The sequence below is a fragment of the Rhizobium subbaraonis genome (assembly GCF_900220975.1).
Taxonomy (GTDB): domain Bacteria; phylum Pseudomonadota; class Alphaproteobacteria; order Rhizobiales; family Rhizobiaceae; genus Mycoplana; species Mycoplana subbaraonis.
On record NZ_OBQD01000018.1, the window covers coordinates 18,665 to 40,302 of the forward strand.

Consider the following 21,638-nt stretch of genomic DNA (forward strand, 5'->3'; position numbering starts at 1 on the left):
TCAAACACTCGTGACGCCGGGCCCTGCCCGGCGTCTTTTCGTTTGGCCGCCCGAGACACAGGCGGCATTGCGCTTGTCCGCGCCGCCAGGGCGGGACTTACAGCGTCGAGATCAGTTCGCGGTAGGCCTTCTCGGGGAAGGCCTTGAGCGTGCGGGTCCGCACATTGCCACCCTGCGCGAGCGTAAGGCCGAAGCGGGCCATTACCGCATCATCGGGCGCCTCGCAGACGGCAACCATGTCATAGTCGCCCATTGTCAGGTAAAAATCCTTGAACGAACCGCCCATCTCGCCGATCACCTTCTTTGCGGCGTCGAGCCGTTTCGGCGAGTCCCGGACGTTCTTGATGCCCTGCTCCGTCCAGTTGATGAGAACAATGTACGTGGTCATGGCACAACTCCCCTGCGTACGTCCGCAGACGCCGCGGTCATGCCCTCAGCCCCATCTTGAATATACGCCCCGCCGGTCTCGCCAACAAGAAATCTCGCCCCGATCGCCGCCTATAACGACGGAAAGCCGCGCTTGCGCCATTCGCTTTTCGGCACCTCCGATCCGACGTCGAAGGCAAAGGCGACGACCCGCGTTCCCTCGTCATCCACCTCGCAGCGGAAGCTGAGGTTGTACCAGCGCGTGTTGGCGCGAAACGCCGCGCGAGTGACCTCGAGCACCGTCCCCTTCGACAACCGATAGGACGGCAGAAGCTCCGGATTGTAGGCCGGTGAGCCATGCCTGAGCTGGGCATAGAGTTCCGTGCTGCACAATCTTTCGATGCGCACGCTCCGCGGCAGGTCGCCGATCGCTGTCCTTGCGACCGGATCCTCGGCGGCATTCTCCGAAAAAAGCCGGTCCGCCTCTTGAAGCTTCCTCTCGGGCGCGTCGCTCGCCTCGGCCTTGTCAGCAGCCTCCTCCTCGGTCTTCGGCTGCTCGTCGGCCTTCGCCGCTTCCTCCTGCGCATTCCCTTCGGTCGGCTCGCCCTCGGCAAGGGCTGCGGGAAAACCGTCCGCACTGTCCGGCTCGCTCGGAGTCGGCACCGGCGAGGCGGCGGGCGCGTCTTCCGCCTGCTCTTCGGCTACGGGCGGTTCGGCCGGCGTCTGCTGCTCCGGCGGCTTGTCCGCCGTCTCCTCCTCCCGCGGCGGCGAGCCCCGGGTCAGGTCATCCGTTTCCACCTTCACACCGCTATCCTTGTCGCCATATTCAAGGACGGGTCTCAGGACCGGAATGGGCACGCCGTCGGCAAGCTCCTCGGCCGCCTGTTCTTCGCCCGGTTGCGGTTCTTCCGACATCTGCTCTTCGGGCGGCTTTTCCTCCGCAGCCGTTTCCTCCGGGGTCTTTTCCTCCGGCGGCGGCTCTGCGGGGGGCTCCTCCGCGGGTGGCGGTGGTGGCGGTGGTGGTGGTGGTGGCGGAGGCACCTCGGCCGCCTGTTCTTCCTGCTGCTCCTCTGGTGGAGGCGGCTCCTGCTGGGCCTCCTCCGGCGTTTCCTCTTCCGGAGGCGGGACCAGTTCGACGCTGACGCTCTCCTCCTCCGGCGGCGCCGCCTCGAAGGCCGGAAGATTGACGAACAGAAGGGCGGCGATGGCGACATGGAGCACGGCCGAGACGCCCACGCCCCATCCAAACCCCTTGCCACGCTTATCTGCCACCCGCGGTTCCATCCGTTACAACTGCTTTCACGACGACTGCCGGCCCGGGCGTTCCCGCTTGCGGCGAAGTTCAACTACAAATCCCGGCCAGTTTTGCCGACGACGGCGCCGCGCGTCAAATGACGCCGCCACGGATGCGACATTTATTTAGGGACGCCGGCCTAAAGGATCCAGTCGTCGTCGAGGGCATAGGCGCGCACATAGTCGATCTTCATCTGTGCGCCGTCGTCGAAGTCCCCGGATGGCTGTCCGGCCGTGCCCCCCACGGCGAGGTTGACGACCATGTACATTGGATCGTGCATATCCGCCGGCGTCCTCGCCCGCGCGATCTCGACGTCGTCGAAATACCAGACCAGCTCGTCCCTCGTCCATAGCAGGCCGTAATTGTGAAAACCGTCGGTGGAAGGCATGTGCGTCGCAGTCGTCTCGCTCGTGCGCGAGCCGGTCTCCATGGAATGCACCGTCGTATGGATCGTCTGCGGCTCCTGGCCGCGCATCTCCACCACGTCCAGTTCCGGCGGCCATTTTCCATCCGCCGGCAGAAGCCAGAACGCCGGCCAGGCGCCGCGGTCGTCCGGCATGTCCGCGCGGATTTCGAAATAGCCGTAAGTCTGCTGGAACGAGGAATGGGTAGTGAGGATGCCGGAGGTATAGTCGTAGCCGCTGACCACCTGCTTCATGTCCTCTTGCGTCCGCACAGCCGAGATCGTCAGGATCCCGTTCTGAACCGAAAATGGGTTGAGCGACCGCGTCGGCTCGTAGGCCGGGTTGACGTACCACTGCAGTTCACCGTTGGTGTGCAGCGTTCCGCCGCTCTCCGGCGCCCAGGGAAACTTGGCATCCCATGTTCCGCTTTTGCCGTTGTGGAGCCAGAGCGTGGAGAAATTGTCGAAGAAGCTGCGGGTCATGTGAGACTTGTCGATGGCGAGATCGAACTGGCCGGCGCTCAGTTGTTCGGCGGCCATGCCCGCAAGGACCAGCTTTTCTCCGCCGCCGAGGTCCAGATGCAGGTTGTCCCCCTTCTGCGTCAGGCGCGCCTGCACCTGCTCGAACGACGTGATGCCGTAGCCTTTCAGGCGGACGGTGTCGTCTCCGCCAAAATCGGCGATCAGTTTGTTGCCCGTCCCCTTCTCGATCAGGAAGATATCGGCTCCGCCACCGCCGATCAGCACGTCGTTGCCACGGCCACCGTAGAGCGTCTGCGCGCCGGGGCCGCCGGAAATGATGTTGTCCGCGCTGTTGCCGAACGCGTAGCGGCCGTCGCCGGTGACGGTCAGGTTTTCGAAGTTCGCCGGCAGCCTGTAGCTCATCCAGGTGGAGATCGTGTCGATCCCTTCGCCCGGTGCTTCTGAGACGATGCTCTCCGGCGAGTAGAGATAGTAGATGTCGTCGCCTGCCCCGCCTGCCATCGTGATTTCGACGCCGGCGCTGCCCCAGAGCGAATCGTTGCCGGCGGTTCCGTTCAGGATCGGCCCGGCGCCGACCGCGGAAAACCATGCGGTCGATGGCGCACTGTAGTAGAGCGGTTTTCCGAGGGCGTTGAGGACGCTTGAATTCATTGGGCTCTCCATTTCCAGGCAAAGCCCCAGCACCATCAGCCTAGCAGCGCAGGGTTGCGCCCCCAAGTGCTGCGCCGCAACAAATGTACGTTATCGCACATAAAGAATTAACGTGGCACACGAAAAATCCGGTCTCCGGGGTGACTTCCCACGCCTTGCCCGCAACCGGACGCACGCGCCGAACGAGCGGGGCGCGAGCCAGAAGCCGCGCCCCGGCATATGCACGATACCGCGTCTTAAGCCTTGCGCGCCGGCGGAATCACCCAGGAGCCGTCGATGATCGACGGCGGGCTGTCGTCCGGCCAGTAGAGCCGCATCATCAGGATGAACTTGCCCTTCGGAGCCGGCAGCCAGTTGCTTTCCTTGTCCGGCCCCGGTGAAGCATTCTGAATGTAGATGTGGGTCGAACCGTCCGGATCAACCTTCAGGTCCTGCCGCGCGCTGATCGAATAGCGGTTGATCGGGTTTTCGACAAAGAAATACTTTTCGTTGTACATGGTGATCGACCAGAAGCCCCGCACCGGCGGCAACTGCCCCTTGGGAAAGGTCAGCACATAGTTTTCCGCCCCGTCATAGGCGCGGCCGAACAACCCGTCCTTCATCCGCACGGATGTCGGATAGACCGCGTCCTGCGGCCGGTTCGCGCCGAGCCCGATCGCGGTGATCAGCGCACGTTGCAGATATTCGGTGCCGTAGACGCCCGTCTTTGTGGTAAAGCCCCAGCCGTTGACGTTTCTGATGTCGCCGTCGGAAAACTTGAAGTGCAGCATGATCCGCCCGAAAGCGATCTCGGGAATGCGCCTGACGAAGCGGGTATCAAGCTTGCTCTTGTCGAAGTCCTTGCCCGGAACGATGCCGATCTGCGCCATTTTCTCGACCATCTCGGCATCCGCTTCCGTCGGCGGATTGGTCTTCATAAGTTCGCTCAAAAGCGTGAAATACTCGACCGCGTCCATCCGGTTGACCTGCTCGCGCACCGCAGTCTTCATGTCGATGCCGGGATCGACCTCGCCCGCCGGCGGCGTCCAGGGCTTGCCGTGGGCGCTGAGCGGATAGAGCTGGCATTCGTCCTGGATCGCATGCACCTTCTTGTAGTCCTCCGGCGTGCCCGTGCAGTAGATGCGCCCGAGGATCCAAACGAGGCTCGTCGGTGACTTGTACTCGGTGATGCCGTCAGGCAGCTTGCCCTCCCAGCCGGGACCGGTGATCGCATAGGTCTGCGCCCCCTGCCCGGTCGTGCGCGAACCCGGCACCTGAAACACCGTCGTCCATCCGTCGAGCATGGGAAACAGGTAATAGCGGTCTTTCATGTCGGGGATCGAAAGCACCCACGGCTCCTTGCCGACGTCGACGAAGCCCGTCGTATAGAGCGTGTCGGCGTTGGGTGCTGTGACATCGGTGAAAGACGCATCCGGATATTCGCGCAGCTTGATCAGGTGCCCCATCGGCCCCTTGCTGCCCTCCGGCTTGGCGACATTGGTGACGACGCGGCGCGTCATTTCCATGGTCACCAGCGGATAGCCATAGATATAGGCCTCGACGGCCGTCCAGAAGTCGCCCTCACCCTCGAAGGGATCGACGATTGGCAGGTCGACCGCGCGCGCAGGCTTGAGCCCCGACATCGCGCCGGCAGCAACAACACCAAGACCGCCGAAAGAGACGGCACGACGAGAAATCCGCATGAAATCCTCCTTCTGAAACGTCGCAGGCCCGACGCCGCAGCCCGCGCACTTCCGCGAACAGTGCATTCCCCAACACTCATTGCGCGTACAGGCGTGATCCTATCACGGCGGCCATCAGACCGGAGGCGCAGAAAACTGTCGATTGAAGGAGTAGACCTACTCCGTTCGGCGTATGGCATGGCACGCCGCGTCACCCGCATCTCGGGCAGAAATGCAGAAGGCCGGGCGTGTCAGCCCGGCCTTCTGAAATCACGTGAACCCGATCCCCGCGCTCTGTTGTCGGGGCGCGAGGGTAGTGGCAGTGTTTAGCTGTCCAGGAAGCTCCTGAGCTTTCTGGAGCGGCTCGGGTGCTTCAGCTTGCGCAGCGCCTTCGCTTCGATCTGGCGAATACGTTCGCGGGTAACCGAGAACTGCTGGCCGACCTCTTCGAGCGTGTGGTCGGTATTCATGCCGATGCCGAAGCGCATCCGCAGCACGCGTTCCTCGCGCGGGGTGAGCGAGGCCAGCACGCGGGTCGTCGTCTCGCGCAGGTTCGCCTGGATCGCGGCATCGATCGGCAGAAGCGCGTTCTTGTCCTCGATGAAGTCGCCGAGATGCGAATCCTCTTCGTCACCGACCGGTGTTTCCAGCGAGATCGGCTCCTTGGCGATCTTCAGGACCTTGCGGACCTTTTCGAGCGGCATGGCGAGCTTTTCAGCCAGTTCTTCCGGCGTCGGTTCGCGGCCGATCTCATGCAGCATCTGGCGCGATGTACGCACGATCTTGTTGATCGTCTCGATCATATGCACCGGAATGCGGATCGTGCGGGCCTGGTCGGCGATCGAACGGGTGATCGCCTGCCGGATCCACCACGTCGCGTAGGTGGAGAACTTGTAGCCGCGCCGGTACTCGAACTTGTCGACGGCCTTCATCAGGCCGATATTGCCCTCCTGGATGAGGTCCAGGAACTGCAGGCCACGGTTCGTGTACTTCTTGGCGATCGAGATCACGAGGCGGAGGTTGGCTTCCACCATCTCCTTCTTGGCGATACGGGCTTCGCGTTCGCCCTTCTGCACCATCGAGACGATGCGCCGGAATTCGGCGATCGAGATGCCGGTTTCGGTCGCCAGATTCTGGATCTCCTGGCGAATGTCGCGGATCGTCGCGTTCTCGGCCCTTGCAAATTCCTTCCAGCCCTTGGCTGCCAGGTTGCCGATCGACTTCATCCAGTTCGGATCGAGCTCGGCCCCGGAATACTGCTCCAGGAACGAATCGCGCTTGACGCCGTAGCTTTCGGCAAGCCGCAGCAGCCGGCCCTCGTTCTGCATCAGCCGCTTGGAGATGTCGTAAAGCTGCTCGACGAGGCTGTCGACGCGGTTCTGGTTGAGCGACAGCGACTTCACGGCCGTGATCAGCTCGTCCTTCAGCTCCTTGTAGCGGCGCTCCTGGGCGGGCGACAGCGTGCCGGTCGCCTGCAGGCGGGCTTCCACCTGCTGGTCCTGCAGCTTGCGCAGCTTCTTGTAGGTCTCGGCGATGGTGTCCAAGGTCTCCATGACCTGCGGACGCAGTTCGGCTTCCATGGCGGCGAGCGAGAGGTTGGACTCGTCGTCGTCCTCTTCCTCTTCCTCAGGCGCAGGCATGTCGCCGCCGACATTGGTGATGTCGTCGTCGTTGGCGGCGCTGCGAGACTTCTTCGCCTTTTCCTTCTCCTCGGCCGCCTTGCGGTCAGCCTCGATCTTTTCGGGGCTCTGGAACTGCGGAGCAGCCTTCGCCTCGGGACCGGAATAAGTCGTTTCCAGGTCGATGATCTCGCGCAGCAGCGTCTGGCCTTCGTTGAGTTCATCCCGCCAGATGATGATGGCCTGGAACGTCAGCGGGCTCTCACAGAGGCCGGCGATCATCGTCTCGCGGCCGGCTTCGATGCGCTTGGCGATCGCGATTTCGCCCTCGCGCGAAAGAAGCTCCACCGAGCCCATCTCGCGCAGGTACATGCGAACCGGATCGTCGGTGCGGTCGGTCGGCTCCTTCTTCTTTGCGGTCGCAAGCGCGGTGCCGCCGGAGGGGGCCAGTTCGCCGCCTTCGCCTTCGTTGTCGTCGTCGCTGTCCTCGTCGCCCTGGGCTTCTTCCGCGTCCTCGTCCTCGATGACGTTGATGCCCATGTCGGAGAGCATGGACATGGTGTCCTCGATCTGCTCGGAGGTCACTTCCTCCGAAGGCAGCACCGAATTCAGTTCGTCCATGGTGACATAGCCGCGCTTCTTGGCGGCCTTGATCATCTTCTTGACGGCATCATCGGAAAGGTCCAGAAGCGGGCCGTCCGGTGCACCTTCGCGTTCGGTTTCGGCTTCTTCGTTTTCTTTGACCTTAGTTGCCATTTAGTCTTCGCTTTCCTGGGGTATCCAGTTTCAGTGCCGTCCGGGACCGTGCAAGCGCCCGCCCGAAGCTCCGGCGCCGTGCCAATTCGTTTCAGTGACCTAACGGAATGAAACTTAAATCCTGATTAACCACGCCTCGCCGTCGAAGGCCGAGGACATACTGCCTGTGCAGCATGATTGACATGACTTCCCGATCCGCCGTATCCATCTCGCCTTTGCCAGAAATGGTGATTCCCAGATTTTTCGGCTCCGTCAAGCTTTTCCGCCAAAAAACCCCGAAAACCCTTTGATTCGGGTCTTCAACGTCAGGCGCGGCGGTTGCGGGTGTTGGTCAACATGTAGGCATGGTCGCGCAAAAGACAAGGGGTTGCGCGTGTTCCTGATTCGCCCCACCCTCGCTGCGCCTCACCAGTCCATCACCACCTTGCCGGAATTGCCGGAGCGCATCGCCTCGAAACCGTCCCGGAACTGGTCGATCCCGATGCGGTGTGTGATGATCGGCGACAGGTCCAGCCCGCCCTGAACGAAGGCGATCATCTTGTACCAGGTCTCGAACATCTCGCGCCCGTAGATCCCCTTCAGCGTCAGCATCTTGAAGATCACCTTGTTCCAGTCGATGCCGAAGCCGTCGGGCGCGATCCCGAGGATTGCGATCTTGCCACCGTTGTTCATCGCATCGATCATCGAGCGGAAGGCCGGCGGCGCGCCCGACATCTCAAGCCCCACGTCGAACCCCTCGGTCATGCCGATTGCGGCCATCACCTCGGCCAGGTCCTCCTTCGAGGCGTCCACCACGTGCTCGATGCCGACCTTGCGGGCAAGCTCCAGCCGCAACGGGTTGATGTCGGTGATGACGACCTTGCGGGCGCCGGCGCGCCTGGCCACCATCGCCCCCATGATGCCGATCGGCCCCGCACCGGTGACGAGCACGTCTTCGCCCACGAGATCGAAGGACAGCGCGGTGTGCACCGCGTTGCCGAAGGGATCGAAGATCGCCGCCACCTCGTCGGGCACTTCCGGCGGGATCGGCACGACATTGTGCTCGGGAATGCAGACGAACTCGCCGAACGATCCCGGCCGGTTGACGCCGACGCCCTTGGTGTAGTGGCAGAGGTGCCCCCGTCCGGCGCGGCAGTTGCGGCATTTCCCACAGACGATGTGGCCCTCGCCCGAGACCCGTTCGCCGACGTGATACTTCGTCACCGCCGAGCCGACCTCGGCGATCTCCCCGACGAACTCGTGGCCGACCACCATCGGCACGGGAATCGTCTTTTGTGCCCAGTGGTCCCAGTTCCAGATGTGCACGTCCGTGCCGCAGATCGCCGACTTCTTCACCCGGATCAGCACGTCGCTCTGGCCGACCTCCGGCACCGGCACGTTTTCCATCCACAGCCCGACCTCCGGCTTGGATTTGACCAGCGCGCGCATCATGTTGGTCATGGCCTTCTCCTCATGTCCGCCTCCACAGAGCCCCTCATCCGCCTGCGGGCACCTTCTCCCCGCAAGCGGGCGAAGGGCGACCACGTTTTACCCCACTCCGACGTCCACGCATGGCACGTCCCCTCTACCCGCCTGCGGGGAAAGGGTTAGGGCGAGGGCAACGTGACAATTGCCCGCTTGCCCCCTCAGATCACGCCAAGTTGCCGCCCGACGTCCGCAAACACCGCAATCGCCTTCTCGACATCGGCTCGCGAATGCGCCGCCGACATCTGCGTGCGGATGCGGGCCTGCCCCTTGGGCACGACGGGGAAGGAGAAGCCGATCACGTAGACGCCCTCCTCCAGCATCCGCGCCGCCATCTCCTGGGCGAGCGCCGCATCCCCCAGCATCACCGGGATGATCGGATGCCCCTCACCCGCCAGCGTGAAGCCGAGCTTCGTCATCTCGGAGCGAAACAGTGTGGCATTGTCGGAGAGGCGCTTGCGCAGGGCGTCACCGTTCTCGATCAGGTCGAACACTTTGAGCGAGGCGGCCGCGATCACCGGGGCCAGCGTGTTGGAGAAGAGATAGGGCCGCGAGCGCTGGCGCAGCCAGTCGACCACCTCGGCTTTGGCGGACGTATATCCCCCCGATGCGCCGCCCAGCGCCTTGCCGAGCGTGCCGGTGATGATGTCGATCCGCCCCTCGACGCCGCAGTGCTCGGCGGAACCGCGGCCGTGCCGGCCGACGAAGCCGACCGCATGGCTGTCGTCGACCATCACCATCGCGCCGTACTTTTCGGCCAGGTCGCAGACGCCCTGAAGATTGGCGATGATGCCGTCCATGGAAAACACGCCGTCGGTGGCGATCAGCTTGAAACGGCTGCCCTCGGCCTTCTTCAACTCCTCTTCCAGTGCCGCCATGTCGTTGTTGGCGTAGCGGAAGCGCCTGGCCTTGGAGAGCCGCACGCCGTCGATGATCGAGGCATGGTTGAGCGCATCCGAGATGATCGCGTCCTCTTCGGAAAGCAGCGTCTCGAACAGACCGCCATTGGCGTCGAAGCAGGACGAATAGAGGATCGTGTCCTCCATGCCGAGGAAGGCCGAGATCCTTGCCTCCAGTTGCTTGTGCTCCTCCTGGGTGCCGCAGATGAAGCGCACCGAAGCCATGCCGTAGCCGTAGCGGTCGAGCGCCTGCTTGGCGGCTTCCGCCAGTTCCTCGTTATCGGCAAGTCCCAGATAGTTGTTGGCGCAGAAGTTCAGCACGCGCCCGCCGGACGCCACCTCGATCGTGCCGGCCTGCTTGGAGGTGATGACGCGCTCCGACTTGTAGAGGCCGGCGGCCTTGAGGCTTTCGAGTTCGGTGCGCAGGTGGGAAAGGAATGTCGAGCTCATGGGAAACCCTTGCAGGTAGGAAGCGAAACCCGGTCGGCGAAAGATGTACCACGGATGGCCCACATCTGTCCCGGCGGCGAGGTGGCGGCTTGGCGCCGGAGCGCGGCGTTATTCTCGCCAAGGCCCGCCGTCAGCGGGCCGCAAACTCGGCCACGAGCCCTTCATAGGCCTCGAAGGGCGGAAAGCGCTCGAAACTGTGCACCGCCGGCGTCTCGGCCCAGGCGAGCTTCTCGCTCGTATAGGTCTCGATGAACGGCGTGAACCAGTGTATGTCCTCCAGCATCGTCGGCCGCAGGTTGACGAAGAAATCGATCCCGTTCGGTCGCGTGAACATCCAGGTCATGCAGTCCGGACAGAAATGATGGCCGGCTTCGGCGTTCGCGCCGGCGACCACCGGCTCGCCCTCCGTCACGGCAAATCCCTCGGTCGGAATGGCGGCGCTGAGCGAATAGGCGCTGCCCGACATCCGCTGGCAGCCGGTGCAATGGCAGGCCATGGTCAGCAAAGGGGGTGCCGTTACCTTCAGCTTCACGCGCCCGCAACGGCAGGCACCGTGCCAAGGCAGTTTCCAGTCCGTCATCTGCTCTCCTCCCTTGTTGCCCGACGCCCGCTCCGCCAGGCCTCCTCATTCGAGTTCGGCGTAGTCCTCGATCACGGCGAGGAACGCCTTGCCGAACCGCTCGCGCTTGCTCTGTCCAATGCCGGGAATATCCAGCAACTCGTCCCAGTCCTGCGGCCGTTCCTTCGCAAGCGCGATCAGGGTCGCGTCGGGAAAGACCACATAGGGCGGAACGTCCAGGTCCTTGGCGATCGACAGCCGCTCGGCGCGCAGCTTTTCGAACAGTTCGCGATCGGAGCCAGCAAGGTCGGCGCGCTCGCGCGCGGCGGCCGACTTCTGGCCCTTCTCAGCCCTGCCCGACATCGGGCGATCCTTGCGGAAGCGCACCTCGCGTTCACGGCGGAAGACGGCGCGGGATTCCGGCTCGAGCTTCATCGCGCCGAAGGCCGCATGATCAATGCGGATAAGGCCGGCGGCGAGAAGCTGCCGGAACACCGACTGCCAGGTGCGGCCGGGAAGGTCCTTGCCCGCCCCGAAGACCGGCATGTCGACATGGCCGAAACGCTCGGTCTTCTCGTTGACGGTGCCGAGAAGCACGTCGATGACGTGACCGGACCCGAACCGTTCGCCGGTGCGGTAGACGGCAGCAAGCGCCTTGATCGCCGCCTCCGTCCCGTCCCAGGTCTCGACGGGATTGCGGCAGGTGTCGCAGTTACCGCAGCCGCCGGGATGCGCCTCGCCGAAATGGGCGAGGATCGCCTGTCGCCGGCAGGAAGCGGTCTCGCAGATCGCAAGCAGCGCGTTCAGCTTCGCCCGTTCGACGCGCTTGACCTCCTCGGCGGCCTCCCCCTCGTCGATCATGCGCCGGCGCTGCAACACGTCGGCCATGCCATAGGCCATCCACACCTCGGAAGGCTGGCCGTCACGCCCGGCGCGGCCCGTCTCCTGGTAATAGGCCTCGACGGAACCGGGCAGGTCGAGATGGGCGACATAGCGTACGTCCGGCTTGTCGATCCCCATGCCGAAGGCGACGGTGGCGACGAGGCAGAGGTTTTCTTCCTTCAGGAAGGCGTCCTGATTGGCGTCGCGCACGGCCCTGTCGAGGCCCGCGTGATAGGGCAGCGCCCGGATCCCCTGCCCGTCCAGCCACTCGGCCGTATCCTCCACCTTGGCCCGCGACAGGCAGTAGACGATGCCGCTCGCGCCTCTATGGCGCGACAAAAAGCGCAGAAGCTGCTGGCGCGGCTGGTCGCGCTCGACGATATCGTAGGAGATGTTCGGCCGGTCGAACGACGTGGTGAACACCCGCGCCTGGCCCAGCGACAGCCGCTCGATGATGTCGTCGCGCGTATGCGGGTCGGCCGTTGCCGTCAGCGCGATCCGCGGCACGCCAGGATAGCGCTCCGCCAGCCGATCGAGCGTGCGATACTCCGGGCGGAAATCGTGCCCCCACTGCGAGACGCAGTGCGCCTCGTCGATCGCAAAAAGCGCGATCCGCGCATTGCCGATCAGTTCGGCAAAGCCGTCCGTCACGATACGCTCGGGGGTGACGTAAAGAAGATCGAGCTCGCCCGCGCGGACCGCGCGCATGACGGCCACGGCCTCCTCGCGCGACAGCGAGGAATTGAGTGCGGCGGCGCGAACGCCGAGCTGCTTCAGCGCCTCCACCTGGTCGCGCATCAACGCGATCAATGGCGACACGACGATGCCGACACCCTCCCGGCAGAGCGCCGGAATCTGGAAGCACAGCGACTTTCCCGCACCGGTGGGAAAGAGCACGACCGCGTCGCCGCCATCCGTCACGTGCTCGACCACCGCCTGCTGCTTGCCGCGAAAGGCATCGTAGCCGTATACGCGCTTGAGAACGTCCAGGGGACGTCGTGCGTTATCGAACAGCCGGTCGGTGGAGAAGGGCGGGTCCTGTCGTTCTGGATGCGGCATCGGGCCTCTTTCAGGGAATCGTCCGCGCATCATGGACACCCGGCCCCAAGATGCAAGCCGCAGCCATCTTATGCGGGGTCCTCTGCAGCTGATAGCGATGCGTCATATCTTGCGGGCAAGAGCTTGAAACGACTCTGCTTTGCCGAAACGTTCACGCAGAACGTGAACGGCGGCGAAAGCTTGCCCTACCCCTTGGCCGGCCCCTTCACCCGGCCGGACATGACGCCGAAGCCGTCGATGATCGCTTCCTGGTTCTCCAGCCGCTTGGTTTCCATCTGCACCTCCTGCAGCGCACGGGTGATCTGGTAGGCGCGCTCGCCGTCGCCCTCCTCGGTCGCCTCGGCGAGTTCCCGCTCCAGCTCGCGCCGCTGCCACAGAAGCGCACGGGTGCGCTTGTGCAGCGCAAGCGCCTGCAGGAATGCCTCACGGGCATCGGCGGGTGCTGCCTCCTGCGTCGCGATCCAGAGGCGGGAATTCCGGATCTGCTGGTCGAGCATCTTCAGCATCGGCTCGAACCCGGCCGCTTCCAGCTCCTCCACCAGCCGTTCCCGCGACAGCCGCTCTCCCATGCCGGCGGCGATGCCGAGCACGGCGGACCAGAAGCGCTGCAGGTCGCGGTTGTCGAACTCGATGGCGGAGACCTCGTCATACTCCTCGAAGAGAAGCTGCGGCTGGTTGACGATCGTCAGCGCCAGCACGCTCTCGCGCAGTGCCGGCAGCGCCTGTGCCCCGCGCACCAGCGTCGATTGCGCCAACCGGTCGGAGATCGTCGCCGGCGTTGACGACTGGCTGCCGGCAACGGCGTTGCGGCCGCCCTCCTGCCGCCGCCCCTGTCGCGCGCCGAAGCTGCGCCGCTCGCCGCCCTGCCGGCCCGCCGGCTGGAAGAAGGCGTTGAGGCGATCGCGCACGTCCTGCTGGTAGTGGCGGCGCACGTTCTCGTCGGCGATAACGGACACGAGTTGTCGCAGCCGCGCTTCCAGTTCCGCCCGGCTCTCCGGCGTGTCGTAGCTGCCGCCGCCGACTTCGCGCGACCAGATCATCTCCGCGAGCGGCTTTGCGCCGGCAAGCACCTTGTCGAAGGGCGCGCGCCCCTCGTGGCGCACGAGGTCGTCCGGATCCTTGCCGTCGGGCAGAAGCGCGAAACGGACGGTACGACCGGGCTTGATGTGCGGCAGTGCCAGCTCGGCGGCGCGGTTTGCAGCACGGATGCCGGCCCCGTCGCCGTCGAAGCACAGCACCGGCTGGGGCGTCATCTTCCACAGAAGCTCGAGCTGGTTCTCCGTCAGCGCGGTGCCGAGGGGGGCGACCGCGTTCTCGATGCCTGCCTGGTGCAGCGCGATCACATCCATATAGCCTTCGACGGCGATCACCGTCGCATTTGCGCCGTCGTCGCCTGCCGCACCACGTCCTCCGCCCTGCGCGGACTTGCGCGCGCGGGAGAAATTGTAGAGCACGTTGCCCTTGTGGAAGAGTTCGGTCTCGTTGGAGTTGAGGTACTTCGCCGGCGCATCCGCCGACATCGCGCGTCCGCCGAAGGCGATCACCTTCTCGCGCGCCGACAGGATCGGAAACATGATGCGGTCGCGAAAGCGATCATAGGAGACCGGTATTTCCGGCCCGTGCACCACGAGCCCGCAGGCCTCGATCTGCTCCTTGGGAACGCCCTTTCCCGCCAGGTGCTCCTTCAGCACGTTGCGCCCCTCCGGAGCATAGCCGAGCCGGAACGTCTCGATCGTGCGGCCGGTGAGCCCGCGGTCGCGCAGATAGGCGCGCGCACGCGCCCCGGCTGCCGATTGCAGCTGGTCCTGGAAGAAGGTCGTCGCGAGTTCCATCACGTCGAGAAGCGAGGTGCGCTCCTTCTCCCGCCGCTCCGCCTGGGCGTCGGGCTGCGGCATCGCCATCCCGGCCATGTCGGCAAGCTGCTGCACGGCCTCCGGGAAACTCAGCCCCTCCAGTTCGCTCAGGAAACGAAAATGGTCGCCGGAAACGCCGCAACCGAAGCAGTGATAGCGCCCCTTGCGATCCTCGCAGTGAAAGCTCGGCGACTTCTCGCCATGGAACGGGCAGCAGGCCCAGTAGTCGCCGCGCGAGACGTTCGTCTTCTTCTTGTCCCAGGTGACGCGTCGCCCCACCACGGCCGATATCGGCACGCGATCGCGAATTTCGTCGAGGAAAGAAGGGGAAAAGCGCATCTTGAAACGTCGTCTCCGTCGCCTTCAATCAGGCGAGCCCGCCACTATAGCGATGGCGGCAGGCAGGTACCATCATCGGCAGCCATTAAAGAGGATACGAGGCGCATTCAACAGGGGACAAGTCTGCGGAGCGCCCCGGCGCTTCGGACAGGTCCGGAAAATCCCCCTCCCGGGCGGCTGCACATACACGATAATTTGAATTAAGTTCGAAATTGACAGTCAAGAGCCACCTTTGCCAAGGAGAACGATAATTCGCTGTCGGGACAATGACATGTCGATCGATTCCGCCTCGCTCCTCGCCGACCCCCACTTCTTCTTCTCCTTCCGGCACGGCGCGCGCGTGCTTCTGGCGATCTACGACGAGAACCCGGCGCTCGGCGGGCTCTTCTCCTCCCAGCAGCGCTGGCTGATGAGCCATGCCGCCTTTGCGCTCGCCTGCTCGCACGATCCAGAAGAGCCCGCAAGCGGCCTGTACGCCGCGCGCTTCATCAGCGTGGTGCAGGAGCACGCGGTTGCCAGCAAGAACACCGCGGCGGATTTCATTCAGGAACTGCTGGAGCACGGGTTCATCCATGTCGCCCCCGGCCAGGAGGACCGCCGACGCAAGCCCTTGATCCCGAGCGACCTTCCCAGCCAGGCGATGTCGCAATGGCTGGAACTCCATCTGGGCTGCCTCGACAGCTTCGACGGCGGCAGGCGCGCGGAAACCTACGCGGCCGATCCATCGCTGCTCTCCCGGCTGCAGCCGTGCATCGCCCAGCGCATTCTCACCGACAACGCGGTCCGCTACCAGGGTCCGACCTTCAACCTGTTCACCTGGGCAAACTTCGGCGGCCTGCTCATGGATCTCTTGATCGGCGCGGTCGATCCCGGCGAGCACGGCGCGGGCCTTCAGGCCGAGCGGATCGCCGCCGGCACCCTTTCCATCAACGAGGTTGCACGCCGGTTCTCGATCTCCCGCACCCATGTCATGCGCCTTTTCAACAAGGCGGCGGAAGCCGGCGATATCGGCTGGAGCGGCAGGCGCGGCGAAAGCGCGGTCTGGATATCGCACCGGCTCCTGCAGGACTACAGCCGATACCAGGCGGCCAAGCATGCGCTGGTCGACGCGGCGTTTGCAGAAGTGACGGGCGGCTAAAACAATGCCGGCAACGCGCCAGGTGAAGGCCGGCAGGCACAGACGAACAACGCCGCGAGCAGGCTCGCGGCGTCCGATTCCTCTGTCACAATACAGACAGCGCCTACTTCAGCAGATCCTTCACGACGCCGGACGCCTTGGCGAAATCCATCTGTCCGGGATAGCGCTCCTTCAGGGCGTTCATGCACTTGCCCATGTCGCGCACCCCCTGCGCGCCGGTGTCACGCACGACGTCGGCACAAAGCGACCTGACCTTGTCCTCCGACAGCTGCGCCGGCAGGAAGCCGTTGATCACTGTGATTTCCTCGCGCTCGTGCGCGGCAAGCTCGGGACGTCCGTTCTCTTCGTAGATCCGCGCCGATTCCTCGCGCTGCTTGATCATCTTCGCCAGGATCTGGCGGATACCGTCGTCATCGACGGGATCCTTGCCGGCTCCACGGTTGGCGATGTCGCGATCCTTGATCGCGGCCTGGATCAACCGCACCGTCGAGGTACGGCGCGTATCCTTTTTCTTCAGCGAATCCTTGAGGCATTCTGCGAGTTGCTCGCGCATTGTCCTTACTCCGACGGACCCAATCGCCGCCGGCCGGGGCGGATCGGATTACGTCCATGTTTTGCGTTTCTTCGTGCGCTCTCATAGACCGGTACGGCCGTCGCAATCAAATCGATTGCTTAACACCTTGATTTTGCCGGACTATAAATCCGGCCAATCCACAGCGTTCCGGTTGACCCGGCCATGTGCTTTGTCTATTTTCCGGCACCTGCACGAAATTTGCATGTGGTGGCTTGCCGCGGAACCTCCGCGCGCCCACGTTTGCGACATTAAATGGCGGCTGACCCATCGCCTTTCAAGGCGAACGGCAAGGCGCGCCGGAAAAGGGATGACCATGACCTCGACTGCCCCCTGGACCACCGAAAAGCCGACTGCGCTGCTCGTTCTCGCCGATGGCACCGTGATCGAAGGCAAGGGCATCGGTGCAACCGGAAAGGTTCAGGCCGAGGTCTGCTTCAACACGGCGCTGACCGGCTACGAGGAAATCCTCACCGACCCCTCCTACCTCGGCCAGATCGTCACTTTCACCTTCCCCCACATCGGCAATGTCGGCACCAACGACGAAGACATCGAAGACCTGACCCCCGCCGCCCGCCACGGTGCTGTCGGCGTGATCTTCAAGGCCGATATCACCGACCCGTCGAACTACCGCGCCGCCAAGCACCTGGACCAGTGGCTGAAGGCGCGCGGCATCATCGGACTGTGCGGCATCGACACCCGCGCGCTCACCGCCTGGATCCGCGAACACGGCGCACCGAATGCCGTCATCGCCCATGACCCTGCCGGCGTCTTCGACATCGAGACGCTGAAAGCCGAAGCAAAGGCCTGGAGCGGGCTCGAAGGCCTCGACCTCGCCAAGGTCGCCTCGTCCGGTCAGTCCTCGCGCTGGAGCCAGGAACCGTGGGTCTGGAACGAAGGGTTCGAGGAACTCGCCGAGAGCGAGGCGAAGTACCATATCGTTGCGCTGGACTTCGGCGTGAAGCGCAACATCCTTCGCCTCTTCGCAGGCCTCGGCTGCAAGGTCACCGTGATGCCGGCGACCTCCAGCACCGAAGAAGTGCTGGCCCAGCAGCCGGACGGCATCTTCCTGTCGAACGGCCCCGGCGATCCGGCGGCAACCGGCGAGTACGCGGTCCCGGTTATCCAGGACCTGATCAAGACCGGCATCCCGCTGTTCGGCATCTGCCTCGGCCACCAGATGCTTGGCCTCGCCGTCGGCGCCAGGACCGAAAAGATGCACCAGGGCCACCATGGCGCCAACCATCCGGTCAAGGACCACACCACCGGCAAGGTGGAGATCGTGTCGATGAACCACGGCTTCGCCGTCTCCTCCGAAAGCCTGCCCGAAGGCGTCGAGGAAACGCACGTCTCGTTGTTCGACGGCTCCAACTGCGGCCTGCGTCTTGTCGGCAGGCCGGTCTTCTCGGTCCAGCATCACCCCGAGGCCTCACCCGGCCCGCAGGACAGCCACTACCTCTTCCGCCGCTTCATCAACCTGGTGCGCGAGAAGAAGGGCGAAGAGGCGATCCCCGAGCGGGCATAAGCCTGCAGCGGAAAGGAACTACAAAGGCCTGGACGCAGATCGCGTTCCGGGCCTTTTCCGTCTGCTCCTCCACCTCGAAAGCTAACGCTGCGGCCTGGCTCACGACGCCGCGGACTGCCCTTCCCGCCGCAGCAGCACGTAGTAGCGCCAGCACAGCATCACGGCCGCGGCCGCAAGGCCGCCGAGGAAGCCGAACCACACGCCGATCCCGCCGAACCCGAGCGGGAAGGCAAAAAGTAAGGCGCATCCAAACCCGATCGGCCAGTAGGCGATCATCGCCAGCACCATCGGCACGCGCGTATCCTTCAGGCCACGCAGGAGGCCCGCCGCAATCGCCTGCAGTCCGTCGACCAGCTGGAAGATGCCAGCGATGATGACGAGCGGCCCGGCATAGGCCAGCACGGCCGCAGCCTCGCTGGAATGACGGTCGAGGAAGATGCCGGCAAGCTGCACGGGCGCGATCGCAAAAAGCGCGGTGCCGGTGATGGCAATGGCCGTGGCGACGACGAGGACCGCAATCGAGGCACGCACCACGCCTAAATGATCGTTGCGCCCGTGCGCCACGCCCACCCGCACGGTCGCGGCCTGCGCCAGCCCGTAGGGAAACATGAAGGCGATGGACGCAAGCTGCAGGGCGATCCCGTGGGCGGCGAGCTCGATCGTTCCGATGGCCCCCATCAGCAGGGAGGCCACCGTGAAGAGGCTCACTTCCGCGATGACGGTGAGGCTGATCGGCAGCCCCAGATGCAGCACCTCGACGAAGGCCTGCCAGTCCGGGCGCCAGAAACGCACGAACAGCTCGTATCGGCGCAGTTCCGGCCGGCTCTGCACATAGGCGACCATCAAGATGAAGGACAGGAGGTTCACCCCAGCTGAGACATAGGCCGCCCCCTTCATGCCGAGGGCCGGCAGGCCGAAGTGACCAAGCACCAGCGCATAGGCGAAGATGGCGTTGACGACCAGGATGACGAGCGTGATCGTCATGATGATGCCCGCTTTGCCATGCGCACTGACAAGGCCGCGCAGTGTCATGAACAGAAGCGCCGGCGGCATGCCCCAGTGGGCGATCGCCAGGTACTCGTGCGCAAGTGCGGCCACCTCCGGCTTCTGGTCGGCAAAGAGAAGGATGTCCCCGGCATAGGAAAAGAGCGGGAAGGTGATGATCGAATAGAGCAGCACCACCCACATCCCCATGCGCACGGAGCGGCGGACGGAGACGACGTCGCCGCGCCCGTAGGCCTGCGCGACCATCGGAATGACGGCGGTGGCGAAGCCGGAGCCAAAAATGAAGAAGGTGAAGAAGAACTGGCCGGCGAGTACGATCGCCGCCAGATGGGTCGCCCCCAGCCGGCCGAGAATGACCACATCCGTCGTATGGATGCCGAGTTGGGCGAGCTGCGCCCCGATCAGCGGAATGCCGAGCGCCAGCGTCGCCCGGAAATGTGAACCCCAGCTGTTTTCTTCGCGTCTTACGGTCATGTGCATCGAACGTCCGCCTTTCGGCTGCTTCGGACCACAACGCGCAGCTGCAATCAATCGAATAGAATTGATGCATCCAACAAAATTGCGAATTTGGCGCCAAACGAGACGATTTTGCCGAGATTTCGCGCCGAGATCGTCGGAAAGCGACGCAATACGGCTCAAGACTTCACTCGGTACCGCGCCGCTCGCTCTTGATGAAATCGACGAAAGCCCTGAGCGGTGCCGGCATGTGCCGGCGTCCGGCATAATAGAGGAACGGCCCGGAAAATTCCGGCGACCAGTCTTCCAGTATCCGAACAAGCGCACCGGAACCCAGCGCGGGAGCCAGCGCCTCCTCGAACGTGTGCACGATGCCGAGGCCGGCGATGGCAGCCGCAAGCTCCATGTCGAGCGCGTTGGCGACGAGCGGCCCGGACGGGCTGATCGTCACCGACTGGCCTTCGCGCTCGAACTCCCACGGCAGCGCGTGGCCGCTGGTGAAGCAGTGGCGGATACATTCGTGCGCAAGCAGTTCCTCCGGGTGCGACGGGATGCCGCTCCCCTCGAGATAGACCGGCGAAGCGGCCGTGACGTAGCGCTGGCGGCGCGGGCCGATCGCAATCGCGATCATGTCGCGCTCCAGCCGCTCGTCATAGCGGATGCCGGCGTCGTAGCCGGCCGCAAGAACGTCGATGAAGCTGTCTTCCGCCACGATTTCGAGCGTGATTTTCGGATAGGCCTTGAGAAAGCGCGTGGCGATGCCCGGCAACACGGCGCGGGCGACGATCGTCGGCACGTTCAGGCGAACGGTGCCGGCGGGGCTGTCGCGCGAGCTTTCCAGTTGGTCGAGTGCGGTCGAAATCTCGCCGAGCGCGGGAGCAAGGCGCTCCATCAGCCGCAAGCCGGCATCGGTCGGCGTAACGCTGCGGGTCGTCCGGTTGAGAAGGCGCAACCCGAGCCGCTCTTCCAGGCGCCGCAGCGCTGCGCTCAGCGCCGACGGGGAAACGCCGCGCCGGCGCGCGGCAGCACGAAAGCTGCGTTCCCGCGCGACGGCCACGAAGGCATCGAGTTCACCCAGCGGCAGATCGTCCATTGTGCAAAATTCCGTACAAGCTGTTTAGCAAAGACCGGATTATCGCACAAAGCCATCCGCAGTAGAACCGATAGCGACGACGAAGCAAAGGAGAAACACCATGAAGACCTATCGTCTCGGCAAGACAGGACCCGAAGTATCCGCTCTCGGACTGGGCTGCATGGGCATGTCCGGCATGTACGGGCCGGCCGATCGCGCCGAAAGCATCGCCACGATCCATGCGGCCCTCGATGCAGGGATCACGCTTCTGGATACCGGCGATTTCTATGGAATGGGCCACAACGAGATGCTCATAGGCGAGGCGCTGAAGGGCCGCGCCCGCGATCGGGCGATCATCAGCGTCAAGTTCGGCGCCCTGCGCGACCCGGCGGGCAACTGGAACGGCTACGATTCCCGCCCGGCCGCGATCCGCAACTTCGTCGCTTATTCGCTGCAACGGCTCGGCGTCGATCATATCGACATCTACCGCCCTTCCCGCCTCGACCCGAACGTACCGATCGAGGACACGATCGGCACCATTGCCGACCTCGTGAAGCAGGGCTACGTGCGCCACATCGGCCTGTCCGAAGTTGGCGCCGAGACGATCCGCCGCGCCGCCGCAGTGCATCCGATCTCGGACCTGCAGATGGAGTATTCGCTGATCTCGCGCGGCATCGAGGACGAGATCCTGCCCACCTGCCGCGCGCTCGGCATAGGCATCACGGCCTATGGCGTGCTCTCCCGCGGCCTGATCAGCGGTCACTGGCAGAAGGACACCGCCACCGCGAAGAGCGATTTCCGGACGTTCAGCCCGCGCTTCCAGGAAGGCAACGTCGAGCGCAACCTGGAACTCGTCGAGGCGCTGCGTTCGATCGCTGGCAACACCTCCGCAACGGTGGCCCAGGTCGCGATCGCCTGGGTGGCAGCGCAGGGCCAGGACATTGTCCCCCTCGTCGGCGCAAGGCGGAGGGACCGCCTCGAGGAAGCCCTCGGCGCACTAGCGCTCACGCTGTCGAAAGACGACCTCGTCGCGATCGAAGAAGCCGTTCCGAAAGGCTCGGCCGCCGGCGCCCGCTATCCCGAGGCGCAACTGGCGCACATGGACAGCGAGAAGAACCGCTGAAGCAAACCGA

The 21,638-nt window shown here is 64.3% G+C and carries 16 protein-coding genes; 3 read left to right on the forward strand and 13 right to left on the reverse strand.

What is annotated here, in order from left to right:
* Nucleotides 1–97 precede the first annotated feature (97 nt).
* The 10 genes from CRO48_RS23630 to dnaG form a co-directional block, all read right to left on the reverse strand.
* Nucleotides 98–388 (reverse strand): GYD domain-containing protein, encoded by a 291-nt coding sequence (locus tag CRO48_RS23630; protein ID WP_097142226.1) that lies wholly within the window; start codon nucleotides 386–388, stop codon nucleotides 98–100.
* A 110-nt stretch (nucleotides 389–498) separates the two neighbouring features.
* The gene (locus CRO48_RS23635) at nucleotides 499–1,638 is read right to left on the reverse strand and encodes a DUF930 domain-containing protein (RefSeq protein WP_245423640.1); all 1,140 of its coding nucleotides are present in this window, start codon (nucleotides 1,636–1,638) and stop codon (nucleotides 499–501) included.
* Between the two features lie 161 nt (nucleotides 1,639–1,799).
* Nucleotides 1,800–3,197 (reverse strand): endo-1,3-1,4-beta-glycanase EglC, encoded by a 1,398-nt coding sequence (locus CRO48_RS23640; RefSeq protein ID WP_097142228.1) that lies wholly within the window; start codon nucleotides 3,195–3,197, stop codon nucleotides 1,800–1,802.
* Nucleotides 3,198–3,433: 236 nt separating this feature from the next.
* Nucleotides 3,434–4,879: a DUF1254 domain-containing protein gene (locus tag CRO48_RS23645; RefSeq protein ID WP_097142229.1), complete on the reverse strand. Its 1,446-nt coding sequence runs from the start codon at nucleotides 4,877–4,879 to the stop codon at nucleotides 3,434–3,436.
* A gap of 305 nt (nucleotides 4,880–5,184) precedes the next feature.
* Complete coding sequence (rpoD, locus tag CRO48_RS23650; RefSeq protein WP_097142230.1) at nucleotides 5,185–7,233, reverse strand: RNA polymerase sigma factor RpoD; 2,049 nt, start codon at nucleotides 7,231–7,233, stop codon at nucleotides 5,185–5,187.
* Nucleotides 7,234–7,638: 405 nt separating this feature from the next.
* The gene (gene tdh, locus CRO48_RS23655) at nucleotides 7,639–8,673 is read right to left on the reverse strand and encodes an L-threonine 3-dehydrogenase (protein ID WP_097142231.1); all 1,035 of its coding nucleotides are present in this window, start codon (nucleotides 8,671–8,673) and stop codon (nucleotides 7,639–7,641) included.
* A 185-nt stretch (nucleotides 8,674–8,858) separates the two neighbouring features.
* Complete coding sequence (locus tag CRO48_RS23660; RefSeq protein WP_097142232.1) at nucleotides 8,859–10,046, reverse strand: glycine C-acetyltransferase; 1,188 nt, start codon at nucleotides 10,044–10,046, stop codon at nucleotides 8,859–8,861.
* 130 nt (nucleotides 10,047–10,176) lie between these two features.
* Nucleotides 10,177–10,626: a GFA family protein gene (locus CRO48_RS23665; protein WP_097142233.1), complete on the reverse strand. Its 450-nt coding sequence runs from the start codon at nucleotides 10,624–10,626 to the stop codon at nucleotides 10,177–10,179.
* A gap of 45 nt (nucleotides 10,627–10,671) precedes the next feature.
* Complete coding sequence (gene recQ / locus CRO48_RS23670) at nucleotides 10,672–12,546, reverse strand: DNA helicase RecQ (RefSeq protein ID WP_176526864.1); 1,875 nt, start codon at nucleotides 12,544–12,546, stop codon at nucleotides 10,672–10,674.
* Nucleotides 12,547–12,731: 185 nt separating this feature from the next.
* A complete protein-coding gene (dnaG, locus tag CRO48_RS23675) occupies nucleotides 12,732–14,738 on the reverse strand; it encodes a DNA primase (protein WP_097142235.1) in 2,007 nt (668 codons plus the stop codon).
* A 271-nt stretch (nucleotides 14,739–15,009) separates the two neighbouring features.
* Between dnaG and CRO48_RS23680 the strand changes: the two genes are divergently transcribed.
* On the forward strand, nucleotides 15,010–15,876 hold the full coding sequence (locus tag CRO48_RS23680; RefSeq protein WP_097142236.1) for a hypothetical protein: 867 nt from the start codon (nucleotides 15,010–15,012) through the stop codon (nucleotides 15,874–15,876).
* Nucleotides 15,877–15,979: 103 nt separating this feature from the next.
* Here the strand turns inward: CRO48_RS23680 and CRO48_RS23685 are convergent, their stop codons facing one another.
* Entirely contained in the window at nucleotides 15,980–16,429 is a 450-nt protein-coding gene (locus tag CRO48_RS23685) for a GatB/YqeY domain-containing protein (RefSeq protein WP_097142237.1), read from the reverse strand.
* A gap of 334 nt (nucleotides 16,430–16,763) precedes the next feature.
* Between CRO48_RS23685 and carA the strand changes: the two genes are divergently transcribed.
* Nucleotides 16,764–17,972, forward strand: coding sequence for a glutamine-hydrolyzing carbamoyl-phosphate synthase small subunit (gene carA, locus CRO48_RS23690; protein ID WP_097142311.1), 1,209 nt, complete (start codon nucleotides 16,764–16,766; stop codon nucleotides 17,970–17,972).
* A 99-nt stretch (nucleotides 17,973–18,071) separates the two neighbouring features.
* Here the strand turns inward: carA and CRO48_RS23695 are convergent, their stop codons facing one another.
* Both CRO48_RS23695 and CRO48_RS23700 read right to left on the reverse strand, forming a co-directional pair.
* The gene (locus CRO48_RS23695) at nucleotides 18,072–19,457 is read right to left on the reverse strand and encodes an MATE family efflux transporter (RefSeq protein ID WP_097142238.1); all 1,386 of its coding nucleotides are present in this window, start codon (nucleotides 19,455–19,457) and stop codon (nucleotides 18,072–18,074) included.
* 163 nt (nucleotides 19,458–19,620) lie between these two features.
* The gene (locus tag CRO48_RS23700) at nucleotides 19,621–20,526 is read right to left on the reverse strand and encodes a LysR family transcriptional regulator (protein ID WP_097142239.1); all 906 of its coding nucleotides are present in this window, start codon (nucleotides 20,524–20,526) and stop codon (nucleotides 19,621–19,623) included.
* A 100-nt stretch (nucleotides 20,527–20,626) separates the two neighbouring features.
* On the opposite strand from CRO48_RS23700, the gene CRO48_RS23705 reads away from it, so the two are divergent.
* A complete protein-coding gene (locus CRO48_RS23705; RefSeq protein ID WP_097142240.1) occupies nucleotides 20,627–21,628 on the forward strand; it encodes an aldo/keto reductase in 1,002 nt (333 codons plus the stop codon).
* The last annotated feature ends 10 nt before the right edge of the window (nucleotides 21,629–21,638 follow it).